Genomic DNA, 18,536 nt, shown 5'->3' on the forward strand with positions numbered 1-18,536 from the left:
GAAGACCATGGGCGGATCACTTCAGCCGGCAGGTACCTGCGAAACCGTTCAGGAGCGTGTACCGCAGTATGCAATCTTGCCACCGGGCGCAAAAGGGTACCTTCAGGAGAAGGTCGAATTCGCACTGAAATTTCCAAGGATTGGAGCGATTCGGTTGCCTGATGGATCCACGGCCACAACTTTTCTCAAACAGATCGTCGTAACGCAAGCGATCAGGGCTGAAGAGCGGATTGCCAAGTTTTGGTGGCGCTACAAGGCAGAAGTAAATTTCGACATGTGGGAGAGCCGTCTCACCCGTGGCGGTGTGCCACCCATTCCATTTCTCAGCGACGAGGCAATGCCTCAACCCGGGGGCAGGCGTCACAGTACCAACCCGTTCCCGCCCGGTCGGAGACCTGGCGCTCTGCGTCGACCCGACGTCGTTGTGGTAGAGCGTCCGATGGATCGGTGGCCCGGCCGTGGTGTCATCGACCGCGAAGGCGGCCCTCACGTTGATAATCTGTTGCGCCTTGTGGAGATCAAGTTTCCTGGTGACGATTGGGGTCCGGGTCAGGAGGCTGACTATCAACTGATCGCCGGCGAATTCAAAGAGCGCATGTCCGTCATCGACGTCAGCGATTGCAATGGAGAACTCGAAAAGGTTCGGCAACGCGTGCTCAAAGATGTACCGATGCGAGAAACGGAGCAGCAGCAGAAGCGTGGGCGCGTGCCTATCCGGACAGTTGAGCCTATCCCTCATCCCGTCTGGTACGAGGACTGGTGGAACTGGGTCGAACGTCATGGGGAAGAAGCCGGCGAAGCGGTCGGAGAAGGCGCGGCGGCGTTGTGGGACGCGACGAAGCGTGGATATGCCTACGTTTCCGAAGAAACCAGCCGGTTCCTGCATGAACATGCGCCGTGGCTGTTCACTGCAGGCCGTTGGGTTCTCAACAAGGCAACAGAAACATGGGAGTGGTTTGACGAACAGGGCCGCAGAATCGCCGCGTATACGGCCGCACAACTGAAGGCGGGTTGGGAAGCACTCAAGCGAGAAGCGGACCTGACATGGGAAACCCTCAAGGCTATCGATTGGGGGCAGGTCGGCATGACGATTGTGAAGGCGCTGGTCGTCATCGTGATCGTGGTCGCAGCCGTCGCGATCGCAATCGTGATCGCCGAGGCATTGCTAGCGATTTTGGCGGCGCTCGTGGCCATTATTGCTGCCGGGGCTGAGGCCGTGGCGGCACTTGCTGCGCTACTCGGAATCACCGCGGCAGAAGCAGCGGCGTCGGTGGCGATTGCCCCCGCTCTGGCGGCGGGCTAACCGGTATCATATGAACCACCTCACTCAGGACAAGCAATGATGACGGATCAGAGCGCGAAACCGATTCTCACCCCCGCACAAGCGCTTTCGCGTTATCACGAACATCTGCACCTACACCTCGACGGCGAGCGGATGGGTTTGCTGCCGGGCGTAATTGGCACCGTTTTTTTTGATGGCGGCTCGCGCCCCGATGGCCGGCAAGCGATTCTCGACTGCTTCGACCGTTTCGATGCGCTTTTTGGTTCGCACTTGCGTGGTGGGAAAGACACGGACACCGGCAAGTTTTCGAAGCGAAATGCCGCGGGAGTCGAAAAAATCCGTCGGGCGATTCAGGACACACCGTCGTATCTGTCCGTTAGCGTGATTCGATCGAGCGCTACCGATCAGGACACTGCTGCGGAATACAACGTGCAAGTCCTCACGAGCATGGCGAATCCCGAGGACTACGTCTCGCCTCAAGGTTGGACTGCGCCAAAAGGGCAGGAGTCCGGATTGTCGATGCTGAAATTCAACGTCCCGATGGCTCTCGTTACGACCGCAGACGGCCTTGCTCTGTACGAGGGTTTCCTTCGCTTTGTGTGCGAGCGATTGAATGTTCAGGGCGGCTACGGCGGCCTGGCGCCAATCTTGCCGTTCAGCTACCACCGGTATATGCCACAGGAATGGGCACTGGCAGAACGCTTCAGTGGCCTGGACATCGATAGCACGGCACATTTGCTGGCGCGTGAATACGATCCATCGTCGTACGAAGGTGAGTCGACGTCTACCATGACAGCGTTCTATCCGGGGCTGCACCCGGGCGCCACGGTCGCCCGGTGGGGTTTCATCAAAGGCGTGAACTGGTACACGATCCTAGGCGAGCTGTTCATTGAGCGGCTCGGCGGCGAAGCGGAGGTGCGGAAACAGCTGAATCGTTCGGACATCCACATCGAGCGCCTGAACGCGAGCCTGCTCATTCGCGCCGGCGATTTTCCGCGCCTCGGCGCACCGGAGGAAGGTCTTCCCGAGCCGTATGTGTTTGTGAACAGTGTCCTGCGCATCTTGCGCGATCCGAAGCCGGACGCGTTGCATACGTACATTCCAGACTTACCCAGCGCCGACACAAAGAACGCGCGCGCATGGGTTGCTCGCTTCGACCTGCCGGGCGCGCAACCGATTCCGGATCCGCCGACGATCGTGCCGTCCGCGAAAAGCGATAGTCCGGGGTATGCAAGCGTGCCGGGTGGGAACGCGTGTCCGGTGGCTGGGTGGTGGCAAACGCCGGCCAAGGCCGGGAGCCGGCGATACTTTGAGGCTGGCGAGATCATGCCGGTGATCGAGGGCAGCGCGTGGGGTAAGACGCACTGGAACTGGTCGACGAACCAAGAGTAACAATTCGGTGCATCTGGCCGCCAACGCCGCGAGACTCAGCAGAACTCGCGCGCTGTCGTCGGCAGGGTTCCAAGCAGTTCGGAGCGGTCGACAAGCTTGCTCGCGATCAGGTGCCGTACCTTCCCTTCGGCCTGCCATACACCATAGTCCGCGAGCAGCGCAGCGCCGAGCGCTTCCTTCCGAAACTTCTCCAGCAGACCGGGCCAGAGGATCACGTTGACCTGGCCCGTCTCGTCTTCGAGCGTCATGAACAGTACGCCGTTCGCCGTGCCCGGCCGCTGCCGCACCGTGACCAATCCGCACGCGCGCGCGAGCTGGCCGCTGCGCAACGTCTGCAGCTGCTCGGCCGACTGTAGGCGATCGAGCGCCAGGCGTTCGCGCAACAGCGGCAGCGGATGCCGGCCTAGCGTGAAGCCCATCGCGTGATAGTCGGTGACGATCTCCTTGCCCTCCGATGCTTGCGGCAGCGCCGGCACCGCGTCGTCGCGCTCGGTGCCGCGCAGCAGATCCCGATCAGGCACGGCAGCCGCCGCGAGTCAGAGCGCGGCGCGTCGGTTGCCGCCGGCGAGTGCGCGAGGTGCGTTCGCGCGCGCGAGCACCTGCAGGTCGTGCCGATCGAGCCGAGCACGGCGCGAGGTCCGCGACGTCGACGAATGGCCGCGCAGCGCGTGCGAGCTCGATGCGGCCGGCGACGTCCTCGCGCATGCCGCGCAACAGCGAGAAGCCGAGGCGCCCGGGCGCCTCGGTCGTCGGCCCTTCGATCGCTGAATCCCACGTGCTCACGTTGACGTCGACGGGCAGCACCTCAACGCCGCGGCGCCGCGCGTCCTGCAGCAGCTGCGACGGCGCGTAAAAGCCCATGGGCTGGCTGTTGAGCAGGGCAGTAAGGAACACGGCCGGTTCGTGTCGACGCAGCCAGGCGCTCGAGTAGACGAGCAGCGCGAAACTGGCCGCGTGGCTCTCCGGAAAGCCGTACTCGCCGAAGCCTTTGATCTGCGCGAAGATCGACTCGGCAAACTCGCGATCGTAGCCGCGCTCGAGCATGCCGCTCACCAGACGTTCGTGGTAGGGTTCGAGCCCACCCTTGCGCTTCCATGCCGCCATCGCGCGGCGCAGCTGGTCGGCCTCGCCGGCGGAAAAGCCGGCCGCCAGCATCGCGACCAGCATCACCTGCTCCTGGAAGATCGGCACGCCGAGCGTGCGCGCCAACGCCTTTTCCATGCCTTCCGACGGAAACGTGACGGGCTCCAGCCCTTGGCGCCGGCGGAGAAACGGATGCACCATTCCGCCTTGCACCGGGCCGGGCCGCACGATCGCGACTTCGATCACCAGGTCGTAGAAGCACTGCGGCCGCAGGCGCGGCAGCATCGACATTTGCGCGCGCGACTCCACCTGAAACACCCCCATGCTGTCGCCGTCGCACAGCATGTCGTAGGTCGCTTTGTCCTCGGCCGGGATGTCCTGCACCTCGAACGTCTCGCCGCGCTTCTCCGAGATCATGTCGAGCGCGCGGCGCACCATCGACAGCATGCCGAGCGCGAGCACGTCGATTTTTAGGATGCCGAGTGCCTCGATGTCGTCCTTGTCCCACTGGATGATCGAGCGATCCTCCATCGCTGCGTTCTCGACGGGCACGAGCCGCGTGAGCTTGCCGCGGCTGATCACGAAGCCGCCCGAGTGCTGCGACAGATGCCGCGGGTAGCCGAGCAGCTGCGCGGCAAACGCGGCCCACTGCTGGTTCAGTGGCGCTTCGGGATCGAGGCCGGCCTCGGCAAACCGCTGCAACAGATCGGCGCGCGAGTCGAACCAGTGGTGCTGCTTCGCGACGCGATCGACGATCGCCGGATCCACGCCGAGCGCCTTTCCGGCTTCCCGCAAGGCGCTGCGCGGCCGGTACGTCGTGACGGCGGCCGTCAGCGCTGCGCGATCGCGACCGTACTTTCGGTAGATGTACTGCATGACCTCTTCGCGGCGCTGGTGCTCAAAATCGACGTCGATGTCCGGCGGCTCGTTGCGCTCCTTGCTGATGAACCGTTCGAACAGCATCGATTGTCGCGACGGGTCGACCTCAGTCACACCGAGGCAGTAGCAGACTGACGAGTTCGCGGCCGAGCCGCGGCCCTGGCACAAGATGCCTTGCTCGCGCGCGAATTGCACGATGTCGTAGACGGTCAGGAAATACGCCTCGTACTTCAGGTCGGCAGATCAGCTGCAGTTCGTGCTCGATCTGCGCCTGCACGTCGACCGGGATGCCGGCTGGGAAGCGCCGGCGCGCGCCGATGTAGGTCTGCTCGCGCAGGTATGTCGTCGGGTCGGTGCCGGCCGGCACCAGTTCGTCGGGATACTCGTATTTCAGGTCGTCGAGTGAGAACGTGCAGCGCCGCGCGACGCGCACGGTTTCCTCGAGCGCGCCGGCGGGATAGAGGTTGGCCAGCCGCAGACGCGATCGCAGGTGACGCTCCGCGTTCGGCGCGAGATCGTACCCGCACTCCGATACCGGTCGACTGACGCGAATTCGCGTCAGCAGGTCCTGCAGCGGCTTGCGCGACCGAACGTGCATGGGAGGCCAGCTGGTGGCCACCACCGGCACACCGTGGCGCGCGGCGACGCGCTCGACCACGCTGCGGTGGATGTCGTCCATCGCGCTGGCGTGCAGCGTTAGCGCGACCCATGCGCGATCCCCGAACACTCGCGCGAACCATTCGATCCGCGCATCGAGGCGCTGCTCATTGGCAGGGAAGTCTGGCGATAGGATCGCGATACAGTCGGGCAGGCCGCGCAGGTGGGTGTACGGCGCTTCCGGGTGTTCGAGATCGAGCGGCGCCAGCCGGTACGTGCCTTTCCTGCCGCGCATGCGACCGAGCGAAATGAATTCGCAGAGGTTGCCGTATCCGTCGCGGTTCATCGCGAGAGCGGTGAAGGCGAGCGCGGGCGAGCCGTCGGCGGCCGTCAGCCGGAAGTGCGAGCCGATGATCAGCGGCATGTTCGCGGCGTTCGCTTCGACGTGCGCGCGCACGACGCCGGCGAGCGAGCATTCGTCCGTGATCGCGAACGTGCTGTAGCCGAGCTGCGCCGCGCGCGCCACGTACTCCTCCGCGCGCGACGCGCCGTGCAGGAACGAAAAATCGGAGGCGACCTGAAGTTCCGCGTAGGCGGGCAGGGCGCCGAAACTGCCGGCGTCCATGACGGATCAGCCGAACAGGCCGTGCAGGAAGAAGCGCGCTTCGCTCTCGTCGCTGGCCGTCGGCCGCTCCTTGTAGATCCAGTAGCAGATGCCGTTGTCGTCCTCGGCTACGAAGTAGTCGCGCGTCACGGTCTGCCCGTCCTGCCAGCCGCCTTCGATGCGCTCGCCGGGCGATACCATGCGCAGCGGCGTGCCGTAGAACGGCCGATGCTGGCGCGTGAGCAGCGGCACCGGCTTGGCAAGCAGCCAGGCCGGGCGCGGCAGATCCGCCGGCAGCGGCGACGGCTTCGGCGCGTCGCGCATCGGCACCCATCGGGCGGCCGGCTCCGGACGGTAGTCGGCCGTGGGAGCCGGGACGAGCACGTTCTCGGCGCCGAGCCGTGCGGTCAGAAGTTCGAGCAGTCGCGCGTGATCTTGCGGCGTGCCGCCGGGGTCCGGAAAGAGCGAATCGCTCGGCGCGGCCGCTTCCTGCACGCTGCGGGCGACCAGGCGCACCGCAATTACGGGCCCGGCGAGCTCGACGTGGCCGAGCCGTTCCTTGACAAGCCGCGTGAGGTGTTCCTCGAAGCGGGTAGGAGCGCGCAGCGCGATCTCGATTTCGGTTGGCGCGATCGCGTCCCGCCCGCGCTCGTGCTCGAGCAGCAGTGCGAAGGCGGCGACGTCCAGCTGCTTTGCGGTAAGCCAGCCAGTCAGCTGCAGGATCAGCCGGCGCGCGACGAACAGCAGCGCCTCGGCGTGCTCGACGCGGTCCATCAGTTCGACGCGCGTGTCGAACGACGGCGGCATTTCGATCCAGTCGTAGGCCGCCGGCGCGGTGCCGGCGACCTGGTCGAGCCAGTCGAGCAGCTGCGGGCCGCAACGCTTTTTCAGCCCGGCGCGCGGCAAGCGCTGCAGATCGGCCAGCGTTTCGCAGCCGAGATCCTCAAACCAATTCGCGTAGCGCCGGGCGTCCGGCGCCACGACGAGCGGCACGCGCGCAAGCGCGCGGCGCAGCGATCGCACGGACAGCGCAAGGCCGCCGCGCAGGCCGCGGGCGACCATCCACTCTGCCGGACCCGACGAAGCGACCGATATCGCCGCGGTGACGCCGAACGATGCGACGACGTCGCGCACGCGCTGGCGCAGCGCGCGGATGCCGTGGAAGAGGCGCAGGCTCGCCGTCACGTCGAGCACCACCACGGCTTCCTCGGCGTCGACGACGCTCGGTGTGAACTGCAAGAGCGCATAGGCAACGCCGAGCACGAGCTCGCGCTCGCGCGCGGCGTCGCGCTCGCGGATCTGCGCGTCCGGTGCGAGGGATAGCACGCCCCCGCGGCGCATGCCGGCGACCACGCCGAGCGACGCGCGGCGCGATCGAGCGCCACGACGCAGCCGCCCTCGAGCACGACGAGCCCGCGCGCATCGTCAGGCGACGGCGCCGGCGACCGCGGCCGGAACACTTCGAGGTTGAGGTGCGGCAGATGCACGCCGATCCAAATGGTATGAACGCCTCCCACCCATTGTGCGTCCGCCGGCGGTGGGGTGTCATGGGTGCCGGGATCCATGGCGCGTGAAATCAGCGATGATGAGGTCCCCCGTGGCCCTTACAGGAGCTTCGCGATGAACCGCATTCCAGTCGGGTCGATATTGCGAAATCTGTGTTTCAGGTGCATCACCTGGACGAAGACACCGGCGCTATCATAAACAAGGCGATTAAGCGTTCGGCTTTCCTCGACTACTTCGCGAATAGAAGCCCGTGCCTTATCGGCATGGAAGCCTGCGGCGGAGCCCAGCACTGGGCGAGACGCTTGATGGAAATGGGGCATGATGTTCGGCTGATGCCCGGGCGCTTCGTGAAGGCGTTCAATATCGGCAACAAAAACGATTCGGCCGATGCGCGCGCAATCTGGCTTGCAGTGCAACAACCCGGAAAAGGCGTTGCGGTTAAAACTGAAGGGCAGCAGGCAGTTCTTGCGATGCACCGGATGCGACAGCAACTGGTGAAGATGCGCTCGACAGCGCCATTCCAGATGTACTGGAGCGTCTTGCGAACCGTCTTCCGACGATGTTGATCGAGACGTTGTACGATGCAGATCAACTCGCTCCGCGGGCTTCTGTGGCGCCGCAGTCAAAAGGACGACACCCCGTGGGCAAAGATGCAACGGCGCGCGAAGCAGTGGATACCCAAGGCTCGCATCCTTCACCCTTGGCCGGTCGTGCGGTTTGACGCCAACCACCCGAGGCAGGAGCCCGGTGCGCGAATTGCGCACGCCGGGATCTGTGCGGGGGATGCCCAGTAATGGGCATTCCTACCGCGACATATGACAGAGATAACCGCCCCTCCAACCCCCCGCGTTTACGCTGCGAGCTGGTGCTCGTAGTAAGGCCGCTCGTGGTCGGGAGGATCTCCCGCAGCTGCGCACGCCGGGAGGGATCCGGCGCTAGCCAGGCGTCGACATTCGAGGATTTCAGCGGAATCACACACCGGTCATGCCCTGCGGCCGCGACTTCGGGCGGCGGATCGTCGGTGATCGCCGCAAACGACCAGAGGTCATCGGCACCAAGAATCTCGGTGCGCGTCCACAAGCACGCGAGCTGCATCTGCTGCGGCGGTGTGGGATCGAAACGCAGGACGACGTCCTTCCCGTCTCGGTCGACATGCTCGAAAAACGTGTCGGCTAGCACGATGCCGTGCGTGAAGCCAAACACCTGGCGCCAAACCGTGGCGAGGCTCGTTTTTCTGGCGTTATAAACTCCGGGCTTCAGCTTCTCCTCCGCCTCGGTCCAGCCCGGCAGCCTGCATCGATATCGCATCGGCACGACCAGGCGTTTGCCTTCGAGCTCGATCAGCACAGGCGCATACCAACCGGGAAAGATCCGCGAATCACGCTCCTGCAGGTCCCGCCGGCGAAGATCGTCGAGCCCGCGCGTTGCCGCCTCGATCTTGTTCGCGGCGATCCGGACGTCCTCGCTGGCCTTCTTCGTGATCTTCTCAGCGAGCTTTTTCTCGGCCGCGACGAGCCGTGCTCGCTGCTCGAACAGAGCGGTCTCCAGCTTCCGCGTCCACAGGCTCCGATACGCGGCGATCGCCGCCGAGATTTCGTCGTCGACACCGGCGAACGCGGCGTCGACCGCTTTCGGGATCTTGATGTCGTCAGACGCTGCGCGCGCAAAGTAGAGGCGCCGGAACGTGTCGATGTCCATATCGGCGCCGTAGCGCCGCACGTACTCCCGGTAGTTGGCTTGGATCTTTGCGGAATAGCACATTGCCGCGCCCCTTAAGCACCCGTTCAGCGCGAGGGTACCGCAAGTTTTGAGTCGAGGCCCAACACCGTCGCGACGTTCGGCCGACCGCCGACCATTTTCGCCGCCTGATCGTCGCGGAGACGAGCCCTCAGGCGTCCTCTCCAGGCCACCACGGTTTCGCCGCACGCTCGATTAGGTAGTCGTCGAGATTCTTGCCTTCCAGCCATTTCGGTCGCGGCCCGAATCCAGACCATTGCTTACCCGAAGAGGGGTCGTAGTACTTCGCCTGCGCCCGCGATTTGCGCGATTTCCGGAAGCCTGCCGCGCGCAGCAGTTCTTCTTCGGTGATGCCGTAGAGCGCAACGCGCTCCTGGACGCCGGCCAAATACGCCTGCTTCTCGTCCTTCTTCACGTCCGCGAGTCGAATATTCAATTCGCGTAGTTGAGCCTGTAGGTCTTGTACGTCAGTCGTCACGATCGTTGTCGAGTTATTGCAATACGACGGGATGGTAACGGATATCGTTGCAGCGGCGTATTTTCCGAGCTTGCCTTGTAGGATGGTGTGTTAGCCTCGAAAAAGAGCCTCCGCGGTTTTCTCTCTGAATGATCCCGATTTCTATCCTGTTCAGAGAGCCAGCATGTCCAACACCGTAACGCGAGCGGCCGTCCTGTCGCCCGGGCAGATCCGTCATCTACTTCGAGTCACTGAGGCAACAAGCAGGCATCCAGCGCGCGATGCCGTGATCCTGCTGCTCGGCATGAGCGTCGGTATGCGAATCACCGAGGTCGCGCAATTGACGGTCGCGGATGTCATGTTTCGCAGTGGTGCGCTCCGCACCGAAGTCTCACTTCGCGCGGCGATTACCAAGGGTTGCCGCCAGCGCGCCGTGTATTTCTCGGCTCGAAAGCTGGTCGATGCGATCGAGCGGTATCTGGCATTCCGAGTCACGCGCGAACTCGGCACCACGCTCGAGAAATCTCGCTTTCGCGGTCTGATCCCTGACCTTCCGTTGATCCTGAGCCGCAAGGGATATCCGTATTCGCTGAATCGTAAGAAGCGTTTCTCGGCCGACGGACAGCTGATGGACTACTGGGCAGCGGATTCGCTTCAATCCTATGTGACGAGCCTCTACAAAGCGGCGGGTATCAAGGCTTCCAGCCACAGCGGTCGACGTACATTTGCGACCAAATTACTCGGTCGCGGCGCGACGATTGAGCAGGTCCAGCTGCTGCTCGGCCATGAATCGATTGACGACACCCGGCGCTATATTCACGTGGATCGAGAGGTGCTCAGCCGCATCTTGGAGGAGGCGATTTGACTGCTGGGGCTTTGTCCGGCTACCGCGCGAATGCCTCTGGCATTCGCCTCACCGGACCCATTCAGGATTGGCCTAGCCTCGCCGATAATTTGACGTGCACGCGCATCGCTACATCCTCGCACCGCGTATATCCAAAGTAGATACGTTTTTCTTGACGTCTCGCGGCGTTGTTTCTACAATGGATCAACATTCGGAGTGATGTCATGGAACTAAAAATTCAGAAATGGGGCAACAGTGCGGCGGTGCGACTCCCCGCCGTGTTGCTCGAGCAGATGCACGCCTCGGTCGGCGGCTCCCTGAACGCCGACGTGCGCCCGGACGGCGTATTGCTGACCCCCGCGCGCCGCAAGTATGCCCTGGACGAGCTGGTCGCTCAGTGTGATGCGAAAGCGCCTTTCCCGGCGGACATGGCTGCATGGGGTGAGGTCAAGCCGGTAGGTCGTGAAGCATGGTGAAGCGGGTCAAGTTCGATCGGGGCGACATCGTGCGCGTGAGCCTGAACCCGACCATCGGGCGCGAGCAGCAGGGCGATTTCCGTCCCGCGCTTGTGCTGTCTCCCGCCGCATTCAATGCCTTGGGGGTGGCGCTCGTCGCGCCGATCACGCAGGGCGGGGAGTTTGCGCGCTTCGCAGGATTCGCCGTGCCGCTCTCCGGCTCGGGCACCGAGACGCAGGGCGTGGCCTTGGTGAACATGGTCCGGATGCTCGATCTGGACGCGCGTGGCGCACGCAAGATCGAGCGGGCTCCGGCCGAGGTAGTCGAAGATGCGCTGGCTCGGCTGCAAACGATAATCGAGTAGGAAAAACTGAAGTGAGTTCAGACTCGAAGAAATTGGCGGCCTTTCTTCTCAACGTTGCGTCGGCGGTTGCAGCTTTCACTGCTGCTTCATTGTGGTATCTGTCCACGCGAGTTGAAGTTGAGCACGTCGATCCACCTGCCGACGAGAATGGGTTTATCGGCGGCAGTCTCTCGATCCAGGGCAACAATGGCAAGCTCGTTGATCCGTTCGCCACGGGCATGAAGCAAGCGCGGTGGAATCGCTGGGCAGCTGCAGCGGCGAGCGTCGCGGCGGTCTGTCAAGGCTTCGCGACAATTTTGACCTGACAGATCGGAAAGCGGGGGAAAATTATGAATCGGAAACTAGGGCTGATGGTCGCGGGGGGCTCCATTTGCGCATTGGCAATCGCTCGACCTTCTCCCCGGGCTACCGAGGAGTGGCGCTGCGAGCTCCGGGAGCCACCACCAAGCACTTCCCGGTTCGTCTACGACGTCGCGCTCGACGATCCTCTTACCGCGCGCATTGAAGTCAGCCCATCTAAGCTCGGGGCGAACGCGCAGGATGATGCGGAGGCCGGATCCTCGCGAGCAGTCATCCTCCAGAACAGTGAGGACGGGCTCGTTTTGGCATCAGGCGGCACAGGCCCGACTGCATATGGCCGCGCTGCCTACGGCTCTCTTCTTGTGTTAAATCGCAAAGCCCGTGACGCGGTACAGAGCTACGTATTGGCTGGCGAAAAAGCGGGCTTCGGCAACCCACCGCGATTGGGCAATTGTACGCGCCGCTAATCGGAAAATTCGCCGGCGCGGCCGGGACAGGAAAACGTCGGCCTCGCCGGCATTGAGGGAACAGCGAAATGACTTTGCCAATCGAGAGTGTAATCAACGCATCGGTTCGCTGCCTGAAATGCGGAGCGCAGGGCGTTGGCACGTGTAACTGTGGGCGGCTGTTCGATGCGGAGCGTCGCGGCGAGGTGATCGCAGGCGAAATGGTCGAAGCCCTGCTCGCAGATGGTCAATCACGCGGGCACGCCCCAGTATTCGCGAAGCGCTTCGGTGCACGGCTCGCCGGAGACATCGACGGTATGGACATCGAGACGCGATTGGCATATGCCGAGGGGCTCATGCGATGCCTGCATGAAATCTTCAACGACGACTAGACGGAAAAAGATGGGCCACCAGACTAACGCTCAGGCGCCGACGGCTGAAGAGATCGAGGCTTTAGCGCGCGCACGTGAACCGCACGTATGGGCGCTCGATCCGCCCGACTTCTCGTCGGCGCGGTATCGACAGGCGTCGATGGAACATGCGGAGGATGCTCTTCTCGAGCAGCGTGGCCTGCCCCCTGTCAGGACGTACGAGTAAAGGAAAACAGCGGCATGGCACTGAGGAAGCTGGTGAATCACGCGATATCGGGCAAGCGGGCGTCAAGACCCGCCGATGTCGTCCGACTCGAGGCACTGAGGCACCGCGCGCCCAAATAGCAAAGGCACGAGAGACATGAGTTCTTTCCATCGCACCGATTGGCTCGCCGTGGCCTCGCCGATCGTAACGCTGCTGATCGTGGCATGCGGATACGTTGTTAGTTACATGCAAGAAAAGGGCAAAAACCGCGCGACATCGCAAGACATCGGCAAACTGACTCGCACCGTCGAAGATATCAAGACTGAGAATGCCGAGCGGTTGGCGGCGATATCTCATCAGAATGCGATACTGATCGAACAGTTGAAGGCAACGCACGAGCTGCGGTTTGCAGCGGTAGATCGGCGTTTGCAGGCACATCAAGAGGCTTTCTCTCGATGGCGGAAGCTGATCGCGAACATTCACAAAGAAGATATCGGGCCTGTGGCCGTCGAATGTCAGGCATGGTGGAACGACAACGCGCTGTACTTGGAGCCGGAAGTTCGTAACGCGTTCAATAGGGCCTATTTCGCTGCACTAGACCATCGCGCCCTGCTGGAGAGCGGCAGAGGAACGGGTACTGACCGCAAACCAATCGAGGACAACATGCACCTCGTCCTAACCTTGGGTGACGTGATAATGCGTGCAGTTGCCCTGCCGAGTTTGACGGAGCAGGAGACCAAGACGGCTGGTGCATAAATGCCTCGGAAACTTAGGAGCGAAACGATGATCACCTCCGTCCGACGCTTTGCTCGTAATCCTCGGTCACAAATTGGATTCCAGAGCGTGAATCGAGCGAGTACTGACGCGTTCAACGCGTTGGAACAGTGGAAGAGCATGTCTGCCGATCGCGACTATACGATCACAGCCGAGACTGATGATGTCTTGACAGCAGCGCTATCGATGGTCGCACGCGATCTTAGCGCTGGCGTCGACCTAGACAAGCAGTGCGAGCGGCACGGCGTCTCTCATGATCTTGTTGGTCAAGAATAGGAAGGCGGAATGACCCTTGGAGCGATCTCGATCCGCTGCCCGCACTGCGGCCGCCTTGCGTTGTGCAGCGCGAGCAAGGGGATGTGGTGCAGTCACTGCAAAAACGGCACTGTACGATAGAAAAATTGGCCGATTCGCGATTGCCCGGCGAGCTAGGCAACCGTGAATCGACTCAGGTCGCTATCGCGGCCGTTCCCACTGGTGGAGCAAAGACTGAAGGAAAGCGGGAAGATCTACGGCTGCGACGCCCCAAGAAGTCGCTTGGCGCTGGCGAGAGGAACACGGGTATGTCGGACGTGGTGGGGTAGTTGTCTTGTTCGACGGCAGCGTGCAAAGCTGGGTCAATGAGTTGCGAGACCCCGAACACTGGCAACCGGGTTGCGTTTCAGTCGATGAACGAGGACGGACCTGGACGGCTTTGAGCGGTGATGATCGAAATGGCGCCCGAACTTGTGTGCCGACGATCGCCTGCAAATAGGAAAACACGATGCGCGCGAAAGATCGCTTACTGGCGAAATACCCGGATGCGGTAGTCATCCGCGAAGACGGCACGTTTAGCGACGGCCAGGTCCGATACAAGGTGCTGCTGAAACCGAACGGCCGCAAGGTGATCGGTTACGGCAAGCGCGAATCGTGGGCGTGGGCAGAAGCCTGCCGCACGCTCGACATCTAACGGGAAAAAGGGAACGCGAACATTCGCGGCGCACAGTAATGCGGCTTGATCCTTGCCGCTTGATACAAGCGGCAACAGTCAGGCACTAACGACGCGGAAAATTGAGCACGGCCCATCGGGTGGCTCATTCGATGAGCCAGTGGCGCGCGAATAATGCACGGGCAAGTCAACGAAAAAAGGAGCCGCTATGGCTGGTGATAGCAGTGTGCATCAACAAGATGCTGAGGACATGGGGCAGAGCCTCGATTCCTTTGACCTTCGTGACAGCGGCGCGCAGACCGTACCGGGCGAGTGCGTAGGCGCTCGAGCCGAGCATACGATGGAACCGGAATGGCGTGGCCGTAGCTTTGACCACATGCGTTGCCGGTGGTGCGGCAAACGCGAACCGGTTTGATGCTGCAACCAAGGAAAACGCAAAATGGCTACTTTGTTGGAGTGCTTGCGGTCGCTGCCTGGTGACATGACGATGCGGGATCTCGCGGCTGTACGTGATGAAGTCGCGACTGTGGCTGATCATATCGAACGAGTCCATTGCGACGAATGCGGTTACGAGGTCCGCAAGGAATCACGCAACTATGGGCGAAACGAGCTGACGGCAGTGGGTCTCATCGGCGGTCCCGCGATGTATCGCGAGACTCGATAGAAAGAAGAGGAACGTGATGGTGTTCGATACGATGAAGCGGGAATTGCGCGAGCTGTTGGACCTCGTTCGGCGAACGACCGAATGGGAGACGTCGGTCGCGTGTGGCAAGGTGAATCTCGCCGACGTTCCGGCTGACGCTCGCTCGGCACACCATGCGCGTGTGGGGCGAATTGTTGAACTGAGCGCGAAGTACGACTTGTAACGAAACGCGCACGACCGAGGAGCAACGGATTGGAAAAGGCAGGAATTGAGCCGGTTGAAGCCCACGAATTGCGTGCGATGCTCGATAAACGGCATGGCGATCTCGCAATGCACTGGTGTGACCAATTTGCATTAGGTTGCTGGCTCTACTACACCGGGCACGCACGGGCCGGTCGCAAAATCGTTGGCGAGGTGCTTTCGACGGTACGCGCACGAGGGAATCAACGGTATCTTGACTCAGTAGCCGACGAAGCTGCTCGTTCGCCGGCCGCACTCGCGCTAAGCGCGTGGCCACACGAGGAGTTGGTCTCGTTGTTCGACGGCACCGAAATCTAGGACAACACCATGTCGAGGAATGCACATAAGGAAGTGGCATGCGCAGCCTGACGCAGAATATCGGGACCAAATTGCTCGTGGTTTTGATTGGATCGATGCCGGTCCTCGCGCGTGCCATGCCGTTTGAGACTGTTAGCGCAGGGGGATAGTTGTGGCTTATTGCGGCTCTTGGCGTTGGGCTTGCGATTCTTTGGAGCGCAGTAGCCGCACTCCACTGGCTTCTCCACCTTCTCGAGGCCCGCGAAGAAGCTGACGCAGCGATTTCGCGTGCTCGATCCGCTGATAGACGCGGCCGAAAGCAGTAGTACGATAGACGACGGAAAACGAGGCAGTTCACTATGGCGATGATCGACGACGCGCGACACTACCGCGAAGATGAATGTCTTGTTGGTAGAGGTGGCGTAGTGGTGTTCTTCCAAGGCGAGGTCCAGGGCTGGGTGAACGAGCTGCGCAACCCTGAGCACTGGCAGCCTGGCTGCGTTGCCATCGACGAGCAAGGGCTTAGTTGGACCGCCATTGCCGGAAGCGAGTACGACGGGGCACTTATGTGGCTCCCCAACCATTCCGTCTAGGAAAACGACCATGCCGGATCTCACTCTTGCCGACGCGCTGCGCCTTGCGATCAACGTTCTGCGTGACTCGGCCGAGTCGCGCAAGATGCCCTCGGGTGTCGATCTGGACAACGCGGTGGCCGAGCTGCACGCGATTGCTGCTGATGTGCTGGATGATTCACTTGAGCAACTGCGCGGGCACGAATAGGAAAACGCCGGCCGGCGCCGGCAACGAGGAATAGCGAAAACATGGACTCAAAACCGACGGGTTACGTAGCTCTAATTGCGCAACGAGAGGCACTGGATGCGCAAATCAATGCCGCTCGCGAAGCCGAACGTGAAGCGGCGATCGGACAGATCAAGGAACTGATGAAGGAATTCGATCTCAGCGTTCTGGATCTGCAAGAGAAAGCGCATAAGCGCAAACCAAGGAGCATGTCGACGGCTCCGATGTACCGCGACCCGGCAACAGGTAGAACCTGGTCTGGCCGTGGTCGGCAACCAGCGTGGCTCGGTAACGATCCTGCAGCGTTCCTAATCCAGCCGGACCTGCCCGCCATCTGAGTAGGGTAGCCGCCCGTCGACTATTGATAGGAAAACAGGCTATGAGGGGAGCAACTTCAGTGCCGGTCATCGTTGACGAAGAGACCGTCGATGTATGGGTAATGCAGGTCGGCAAGTCGTGGCGCGCACACGCCACGTTCCGTGGTCGCGAGATCAACGGAAGCGGTTCGTCGCAGTCGAGCGCGGTGAGCGATTGGCGCGACCGGGCGAACTACGCGGCGAACGAATAAGATTGAAAAATGGGGGAGGGCCATGTCGAAGGAAAAGCTTATGAGCGAAATTCTGACCGATGCCGAACGCGCAGCGATCCGCGCCGTTGCGGCCAAGGATAAGACGCAGCTTGATGCGGCGCGCGCAGCGTTTCATCGTGCCGTTGTAAAGCACGGTAGCGGTGCGTGCGTCGAGTTGCGGTTCATGTCCGAGGTGCTCGCTCCAGTTCCGGATTTGCTACTGCGAGCGCAGTATCGCGCGGCCGTGCTCGAACAACCGCTTTGAATAGGAAAACGCCGGCGGGGCCGGTACGAGGAAAACAATGAGCAATCAAAGTCAAGACTCAAAAGATCTTGAGCGCGAGCTGAAGGCTGTGCTCCGGGCGATCGAATCTGCAAAAGTATCCGTAGCTAACGAACTCGGAAAGGGCGGTGCCTGCCGTATGCTCACAGTCAGTTGCAAGACGCGGAGCACAAGCTCAAACGTGCGTTACGCAATTTGAAGTAGGAAAACATGATGTCCTTCGATTGCCAATCCTGCGGTGGCTGCTGTGCATACTCGCACACGTGGCCAGAGTTCCTCGAAGAGGACACGTGTGACGGCATTCCCGAGGAGATGTGCGATTGTGAGACCGGCCGAATGAAGTGCGACGGCGATCGTTGCGTCGCTCTCGTCGGCAAAGTCGGCGAGCAGGTTTCGTGCTCGATCTATGAGCATCGCCCGGGTGTGTGCCGGGAGTTTATGCCTGGCTCGGATGGCTGCCACCAGGTTCGGACGTTTTTCAAGCTGTAGGACAGAGCAGGGAAACAAATGAATAAAGTTGATTTCATCACCACGCTGAAAGTTGCACAAGACGCCGGTTGCCAGTTCGTCGTCGGCGTACCGGTGCTTGGCGGGAGCTCGACCGTGCAGTTGACGCCAGAGCAGGCGTATCAGCTCACGACGGACAAGCAAGCACTGTTCGCAGAGCTAACGGCACTGACCAAGCCCGAGTACATCGAGTGGTATGAATCTCAAGGTTCGGTTTACTGCTCGGCCCGAACGAAGCAAGGTAAGCCGTGCCGGAATTTCATTGTCGGCGCGACATTGTTAGAGCCGGGAGAGTGGAAGGCGCAGCGCGCGGCAGGCGGCTACTGCGCGGCGCACGGAGCATAGGAAAACGCCGGTCTGCCGGTATCAAAGAAAAGGGGAATTCGGACTATGAGCTTGAAAGATGAACTGGGCGTCGCGCCCGGCAATGAGTTGCGCCACGTGGGCTCGCGCACGAAAGGGACGATGGGGCAGACCGAGATTGACGAGTACGAAGAGATCACCCCCGAGGGCAAGGTTATCGCCCGGTACACAGTCACCGAGCATACGAACCTGCGCGGCCTCGATACGAAACGCTCCATCGAAAAGGAGGCTGTCGCTTAATCGATCGGAGAACATGATGAACCTCGGAGCGATCACAATCCGCTGCCCGCATTGCGGACGCCCGGCACTATGCAGCGCGAGCAAAGGGATGTGGTGCGGTCTCTGCAAGAACGACACAGGCTCGGCCTGATACCTCAACCGAGAACTGAACTAGGGAAACAGGGGGGGCAATGGGCAAGCGGAAGCTGGTGCGATGGTTCGTCGACTGGACAGATAGCTGGAATCACGAGTTTCACGAGGCGATCGAAGCGAAAATCCATGGCGAGTACAAAAAGATGTTTCCCGATGGTGCTGCCGGACCTATCCGTGATTTCGTGGGCGAGGCATATCATGCGGAGTAAAAGTCATGGATATGCCGATGAAGAAGAAAAG

The 18,536-nt window shown here is 61.6% G+C and carries 23 protein-coding genes and 4 pseudogenes; 21 read left to right on the forward strand and 6 right to left on the reverse strand.

From position 1 onward, the window contains the following. The first annotated feature begins 7 nt into the window (after positions 1-7). Both SB786_RS31895 and SB786_RS31900 read left to right on the forward strand, forming a co-directional pair. Positions 8-1,303, forward strand: coding sequence for a VRR-NUC domain-containing protein (locus tag SB786_RS31895; RefSeq protein ID WP_410730940.1), 1,296 nt, complete (start codon positions 8-10; stop codon positions 1,301-1,303). Between the two features lie 39 nt (positions 1,304-1,342). Then, positions 1,343-2,674 (forward strand): type VI immunity family protein, encoded by a 1,332-nt coding sequence (locus tag SB786_RS31900; RefSeq protein ID WP_410730962.1) that lies wholly within the window; start codon positions 1,343-1,345, stop codon positions 2,672-2,674. A 35-nt stretch (positions 2,675-2,709) separates the two neighbouring features. On the opposite strand, the pseudogene SB786_RS31905 reads toward SB786_RS31900, so the two are convergent. Beyond that, positions 2,710-5,858: pseudogene (locus tag SB786_RS31905) on the reverse strand (error-prone DNA polymerase). A 6-nt stretch (positions 5,859-5,864) separates the two neighbouring features. Next, a pseudogene (locus SB786_RS31910) lies at positions 5,865-7,297 on the reverse strand (Y-family DNA polymerase). Between the two features lie 186 nt (positions 7,298-7,483). On the opposite strand from SB786_RS31910, the pseudogene SB786_RS31915 reads away from it, so the two are divergent. After that, positions 7,484-7,852, forward strand: a pseudogene (locus tag SB786_RS31915) (IS110 family transposase); the annotation flags it as partial. Positions 7,853-8,193: 341 nt separating this feature from the next. On the opposite strand, the pseudogene SB786_RS31920 reads toward SB786_RS31915, so the two are convergent. Continuing rightward, positions 8,194-9,104: pseudogene (locus SB786_RS31920) on the reverse strand (SOS response-associated peptidase family protein). 127 nt (positions 9,105-9,231) lie between these two features. Then, on the reverse strand, positions 9,232-9,558 hold the full coding sequence (locus tag SB786_RS31925) for an H-NS family nucleoid-associated regulatory protein (RefSeq protein WP_410730941.1): 327 nt from the start codon (positions 9,556-9,558) through the stop codon (positions 9,232-9,234). Positions 9,559-9,721: 163 nt separating this feature from the next. Between SB786_RS31925 and SB786_RS31930 the strand changes: the two genes are divergently transcribed. The 8 genes from SB786_RS31930 to SB786_RS31965 all read left to right on the forward strand — a co-directional run bounded on the left by SB786_RS31930 (position 9,722) and on the right by SB786_RS31965 (position 14,246). After that, positions 9,722-10,402 carry a tyrosine-type recombinase/integrase gene (locus SB786_RS31930; RefSeq protein WP_410730942.1) on the forward strand — a complete coding sequence of 227 codons (681 nt, stop codon included), beginning with the start codon at positions 9,722-9,724 and terminating at the stop codon, positions 10,400-10,402. 203 nt (positions 10,403-10,605) lie between these two features. Continuing rightward, a complete protein-coding gene (locus SB786_RS31935; protein ID WP_205786389.1) occupies positions 10,606-10,857 on the forward strand; it encodes an AbrB/MazE/SpoVT family DNA-binding domain-containing protein in 252 nt (83 codons plus the stop codon). Beyond that, complete coding sequence (locus tag SB786_RS31940; RefSeq protein WP_410730943.1) at positions 10,851-11,201, forward strand: type II toxin-antitoxin system ChpB family toxin; 351 nt, start codon at positions 10,851-10,853, stop codon at positions 11,199-11,201. The genes SB786_RS31935 and SB786_RS31940 overlap by 7 nt, the downstream gene beginning before the upstream one ends. Positions 11,202-11,212: 11 nt before the next feature. Then, a complete protein-coding gene (locus tag SB786_RS31945; RefSeq protein ID WP_410730944.1) occupies positions 11,213-11,506 on the forward strand; it encodes a hypothetical protein in 294 nt (97 codons plus the stop codon). A gap of 530 nt (positions 11,507-12,036) precedes the next feature. Continuing rightward, positions 12,037-12,339 (forward strand): hypothetical protein, encoded by a 303-nt coding sequence (locus SB786_RS31950; RefSeq protein ID WP_410730945.1) that lies wholly within the window; start codon positions 12,037-12,039, stop codon positions 12,337-12,339. 340 nt (positions 12,340-12,679) lie between these two features. After that, positions 12,680-13,279, forward strand: a complete 600-nt coding sequence (locus tag SB786_RS31955) for a hypothetical protein (protein ID WP_410730946.1) — start codon at positions 12,680-12,682, stop codon at positions 13,277-13,279. A gap of 27 nt (positions 13,280-13,306) precedes the next feature. Next, positions 13,307-13,573, forward strand: a complete 267-nt coding sequence (locus SB786_RS31960; protein WP_410730947.1) for a hypothetical protein — start codon at positions 13,307-13,309, stop codon at positions 13,571-13,573. Between the two features lie 487 nt (positions 13,574-14,060). Further along, complete coding sequence (locus tag SB786_RS31965) at positions 14,061-14,246, forward strand: hypothetical protein (protein WP_410730948.1); 186 nt, start codon at positions 14,061-14,063, stop codon at positions 14,244-14,246. A gap of 166 nt (positions 14,247-14,412) precedes the next feature. Here the strand turns inward: SB786_RS31965 and SB786_RS31970 are convergent, their stop codons facing one another. After that, positions 14,413-14,778 (reverse strand): hypothetical protein, encoded by a 366-nt coding sequence (locus SB786_RS31970; protein ID WP_410730949.1) that lies wholly within the window; start codon positions 14,776-14,778, stop codon positions 14,413-14,415. Between the two features lie 127 nt (positions 14,779-14,905). On the opposite strand from SB786_RS31970, the gene SB786_RS31975 reads away from it, so the two are divergent. Together SB786_RS31975 and SB786_RS31980 are read left to right on the forward strand one after the other, a co-directional pair. Continuing rightward, positions 14,906-15,091 (forward strand): hypothetical protein, encoded by a 186-nt coding sequence (locus tag SB786_RS31975; RefSeq protein WP_410730963.1) that lies wholly within the window; start codon positions 14,906-14,908, stop codon positions 15,089-15,091. Positions 15,092-15,120: 29 nt separating this feature from the next. Further along, on the forward strand, positions 15,121-15,426 hold the full coding sequence (locus SB786_RS31980) for a hypothetical protein (RefSeq protein WP_410730950.1): 306 nt from the start codon (positions 15,121-15,123) through the stop codon (positions 15,424-15,426). On the opposite strand, the gene SB786_RS31985 is transcribed toward SB786_RS31980, so the two are convergent. Beyond that, the gene (locus SB786_RS31985) at positions 15,423-15,845 is read right to left on the reverse strand and encodes a hypothetical protein (protein ID WP_410730951.1); all 423 of its coding nucleotides are present in this window, start codon (positions 15,843-15,845) and stop codon (positions 15,423-15,425) included. The two genes, SB786_RS31980 and SB786_RS31985, sit on opposite strands and share 4 nt — an antisense overlap. Before the next feature lie 163 nt (positions 15,846-16,008). Here SB786_RS31985 and SB786_RS31990 point away from each other — a divergent pair, with 163 nt between their 5' ends. The 8 genes from SB786_RS31990 to SB786_RS32025 all read left to right on the forward strand — a co-directional run bounded on the left by SB786_RS31990 (position 16,009) and on the right by SB786_RS32025 (position 18,505). Beyond that, the gene (locus SB786_RS31990) at positions 16,009-16,185 is read left to right on the forward strand and encodes a hypothetical protein (protein WP_410730952.1); all 177 of its coding nucleotides are present in this window, start codon (positions 16,009-16,011) and stop codon (positions 16,183-16,185) included. A 41-nt stretch (positions 16,186-16,226) separates the two neighbouring features. Beyond that, on the forward strand, positions 16,227-16,541 hold the full coding sequence (locus SB786_RS31995) for an H-NS histone family protein (RefSeq protein WP_410730953.1): 315 nt from the start codon (positions 16,227-16,229) through the stop codon (positions 16,539-16,541). A 59-nt stretch (positions 16,542-16,600) separates the two neighbouring features. After that, positions 16,601-16,771, forward strand: coding sequence for a hypothetical protein (locus SB786_RS32000; protein ID WP_410730954.1), 171 nt, complete (start codon positions 16,601-16,603; stop codon positions 16,769-16,771). 40 nt (positions 16,772-16,811) lie between these two features. Next, a complete protein-coding gene (locus SB786_RS32005; RefSeq protein WP_410730955.1) occupies positions 16,812-17,036 on the forward strand; it encodes a hypothetical protein in 225 nt (74 codons plus the stop codon). Positions 17,037-17,267: 231 nt separating this feature from the next. Then, positions 17,268-17,543, forward strand: a complete 276-nt coding sequence (locus SB786_RS32010) for a YkgJ family cysteine cluster protein (protein ID WP_410730964.1) — start codon at positions 17,268-17,270, stop codon at positions 17,541-17,543. 18 nt (positions 17,544-17,561) lie between these two features. After that, complete coding sequence (locus tag SB786_RS32015) at positions 17,562-17,906, forward strand: hypothetical protein (protein ID WP_410730957.1); 345 nt, start codon at positions 17,562-17,564, stop codon at positions 17,904-17,906. Between the two features lie 51 nt (positions 17,907-17,957). Beyond that, the gene (locus SB786_RS32020; RefSeq protein ID WP_410730958.1) at positions 17,958-18,164 is read left to right on the forward strand and encodes a hypothetical protein; all 207 of its coding nucleotides are present in this window, start codon (positions 17,958-17,960) and stop codon (positions 18,162-18,164) included. A gap of 170 nt (positions 18,165-18,334) precedes the next feature. Then, positions 18,335-18,505 carry a hypothetical protein gene (locus SB786_RS32025; protein WP_410730959.1) on the forward strand — a complete coding sequence of 57 codons (171 nt, stop codon included), beginning with the start codon at positions 18,335-18,337 and terminating at the stop codon, positions 18,503-18,505. Positions 18,506-18,536: the final 31 nt, after the last annotated feature.

It is taken from the genome of Burkholderia sp. SIMBA_062, from assembly GCF_046534765.1.
GTDB classification, from domain to species: Bacteria; Pseudomonadota; Gammaproteobacteria; order Burkholderiales; family Burkholderiaceae; genus Burkholderia; species Burkholderia ambifaria.